Source organism: Xanthobacter autotrophicus (assembly GCF_029991245.1).
Lineage (GTDB): Bacteria > Pseudomonadota > Alphaproteobacteria > Rhizobiales > Xanthobacteraceae > Xanthobacter > Xanthobacter autotrophicus_C.
This window is the reverse complement of the sequence record NZ_JAIVFO010000246.1, coordinates 1-3387: the sequence shown is the minus strand read 5'-3', so window position 1 is coordinate 3387 and position 3387 is coordinate 1. Positions and strand designations below refer to the sequence as shown.

At 67.4% G+C, this 3387-nt stretch carries 3 protein-coding genes; 2 read left to right on the top strand and 1 reads right to left on the bottom strand.

All coding sequences use genetic code 11. The features are described from left to right. Nucleotides 1-14 precede the first annotated feature (14 nt). Complete coding sequence (locus K9U41_RS22290) at nucleotides 15-434, top strand: DUF2267 domain-containing protein (protein WP_282643032.1); 420 nt, start codon at nucleotides 15-17, stop codon at nucleotides 432-434. A 62-nt stretch (nucleotides 435-496) separates the two neighbouring features. Here the strand turns inward: K9U41_RS22290 and K9U41_RS22285 are convergent, their stop codons facing one another. Continuing rightward, nucleotides 497-2593, bottom strand: a complete 2097-nt coding sequence (locus K9U41_RS22285; protein ID WP_282643031.1) for a M23 family metallopeptidase — start codon at nucleotides 2591-2593, stop codon at nucleotides 497-499. A 405-nt stretch (nucleotides 2594-2998) separates the two neighbouring features. Between K9U41_RS22285 and K9U41_RS22280 the strand changes: the two genes are divergently transcribed. After that, nucleotides 2999-3387, top strand: a 389-nt coding sequence (locus K9U41_RS22280) for a hypothetical protein (protein WP_282643030.1), incomplete at its 3' end; no start/stop codon positions are given.

Sequence of the window (3387 nt, the reverse complement as noted above, 5' to 3'; positions counted from 1 at the left end):
CCTCCCGGACTCCCATGCCCATCCCCCTCGACCTCCAGCATGCCACCGAACAGTTCGACCGCTTCCTCGCCGATGCGCGGGACACGGCGGGGCTGGGCACGCGCAACCAGGCCTACACCATGGTGGATGGGGTGCTGCGCGTGTTCCGGCGGCGGCTGGCGCTGGAGGAGGCGATCCGCTTTGCCGGGGTGCTGCCGCCCGTGCTGCGGGCCATGTTCGTGGCGGATTGGGATCCGGCGGAGCCGCGGCGGGCTTTCATGGAGCGGGCGGTGATGACGCTGGAGGTGCAGGGCCTGCGCCGGCACCACAATTTCGCGCCGCCATCCGCCATCCGCGACGTGGCGTCGGCCCTGCGGCGGCATGTGGATGAAGACACATTCGACCGCGTCCTCGCCACTCTGCCCGAGGGCGCGGCCGCCTTCTGGGCAGTGTGACGGGCATCGCAGCCGGCCGGCGCGTTGGCCGCATCCGCCGCGATAAACGGCGGCGCGTCCTCTCAGTTGCTGGCGGCTTTCTTGCCCCCGGCGCTGGCGCTCGCCACCTTCGGCGGCACCGGGGCGTGGCTCAGCAGGGCCTCGATGCGCTCGCGTTCCTTCTTGAACTCGGCGAGGAAGCGGCCGTCCAGCGCACGCCCGCGCGGCAGCTTGATGCGCATGGGGTCCACGAAATTGCCGTTGATCTTCACCTCGTAATGGAGGTGCGGGCCGGTGGAGAGGCCGGTGGTGCCGATATAGCCGATGAGCTGGCCCTGGCGCACGGTCATGCCCTCGCGGATGCCGCGGGCAAAGCCGGACTGGTGGGAATAGGTGCTCACATAGCCGTTGGCGTGCTGGATTTCCGTGTGCTTGCCGTAGCCGGACTTCCAGGTGGCATAGATGATGGTGCCGTTGCCCGCCGCATAGATGGGCGTACCGATGGCATCGGCCCAGTCCACGCCCGTATGCAGCTTGGAATAGCCGAGGATGGGGTGGCGGCGATAGCCGAACGGCGAGCGCATGATGCCCCCCGCCATCGGCTTTCGGACCAGGAACTTCTTCGCGCTCTTGCCGTCGTCGTCGTAATAGTCGACCACGCCGTCGTCGGCGGTCTGGAACCGGTAGTAGCGCCGGGTTTCCCTGTTCACCGTCAGCGCCGCATAGAGCACGTCGTTGGCGGCGCCCGGATCGTCCGAGAACAGGATCTCGAAATTGTCGCCCGGCCGCACCCGGCGCTGGAAGTCCACGTCGAAGGAATAGACGCGGATGATATCGGCGATGACGCTGCGCGGCACTTCGTTGCGCAGGCAGGTCTCGTAGACACTCTCGTAGAGGCGGATGCCGGGTCCGCTTTCGTCGTCCGTATCCTCGGAGATGCCGGCGATCTCGGTCTCGGACGGTTCCGGCACGTTCACGAACTCGTCCTTGTCGGACAAGGCGACGGTGCCCTCGTGGCCGAGGTCGCTGAAGATCGAGACCCGAAGGGGGCGGACCCGCTTGTTCTCCTCCTGGAGCAGCATGCGCATGCGCAGGCCGTCCTTCACCTGGCCGTCGCGGCCCCGGCCGAAGGCAGCGGCCGCAGCGCGCGCATCGTCCTTGGAGACGCCGTTGTCCATGAGGATGGAGGCGATGGTGTCGCCCTTCTTCACCACCACGGCAGTGTCGGACCAGTCGTTGCCGCCGGAGGTCTCGTCGGAGGTCTTGGGCACGAAGCTGATATTGCCGGGCATGGCCTGTGGCGCCGGCAGGCCGGGGGCATGGACGCCGGACACATGGGTACCGGGGGCATGGGCACCGGGCACCGCGCTTCCCGGCAGGCCGCCACCGTTGCCCAGGGCGTCGCCGATGCTGGCGTAGGACAGATACGGGGTGGGGGAGGCCGCGGGCGCAAAACCCGGCCCGCCGACGATGGCGGAGGGCAGGGCGCCCGGGTTGCCCACCGGGTTGCCCTGGCCCGGCTGGGCGCGGCTCAGCTCAGCCACCTCGCGCACCTTCACCAGCACGTTTTCCATGGGGATGGCGGCGCCGAGCCTGGTGCTTTGCGGCAGGCTCGACAGGTCGCGCATCACCAGGGTGACTTCGCCGGTGGGCTCGGCCTGGGGCGCCGCCTCTTCCTTGGAGACCGATTCGGCCACCACCTGGGCGGGGTTGAAGCGCGGAATGTTGGCCGAGACCGACGTGGTGCTCATGGCCAGATTGGCGGCGACGCGGGTGAAAGGACGCACCTTGATGATCTCGCGGTCGCCCACCTTGGTGGCGGTGGAGACGCGGAAGGTCTGGCGTGCCGAGGCGCTGTCGCCGAGCAGGGACATGCGGTCGCCCTTGCGGGCGGAATTCACCGGGCGCTCGCCCACGGCGAGGGCGCCGCGGATGGCGTTGCGCACCTTTTCGGGCATCAGGGCGAAGCGATGTTCCCCGTCGAGCGCGGCGTAGACGGCGCCGCCCATAAGGAACGAGCCGCACAGGGCAGTCAGAAGCGTCGCCGCGAACCAGCGCACGGAAACCCGGCGACGGTCGATGTCTTCCTCATCTCCATCCACCCCGAGCGGGGGATCGTCGCCGAGCCCGGCTGCGCTTGTGGCATCGCGCCAGGCTCCGGCAGATCGTCGATGCTGCAAAATCCGTCCCTTCAGCTGAGCGCGCGCCGGCAGCGCTAGAGGCCACGCCGCTCACCTTGCAGCGCAAGCCGACCGGATACGCGTTCTCTTTCTCACGTTTAGAGGCGGGTTCGCCGATCGGTGTCACTCAATCCGATCGGATCCGGCTCCAAGGCCTAACTTTCCCAAGACCCTAACTTTTCCCAAGACGTAGAGCGGAACATGCCTTTCGCCATGCGACCCGTCAATGTCGGGCCGCATGTGAGGGGCAGGTCACGGCAAAAGCATGGCAAGCAGATCATGGCCGCCCGGTCCGCATCCCCGAATCGCAAGCTCCGCGCGCGCATGCCGCGCGCGTACTCATACATAGGCGAGCAGCGATGGGGCCGTCGCGGGCGCATCGGGCGACGGCGACCGGGACGGGCTATGCGGGTGGCTTTCCCGATTTTGCCGCCGAGAACCGAAATCCGGGCGGCGCCGGAGAATTTCGAATCTCATTTTCCGGAGGTGTCGGGCGTGGCCCCCTGGCAGCGGGTCATCGCAGTGCAAGTTATGCACAGGCGTGAAAGCGTTGCACTGCAACATTTTCTGCCAAATAGCCGGCCAACATTTCCACAGCGTCACACCGGTGCAATGATCTGGGAGAGGCACCCTGTTGACACGCCGGGGGGGCCTCCTTATAACACGGCCATCGACGACGCGCTGCCGCCGCCCACTGGACGGATGACGGCGCGTCTCCGACGCTCCTCACGACAGATTGTTGTGAAGCCGCCGGTTTCCAAGCCGGAGGATGAGACGTCGGTTCCTGCTCCCTG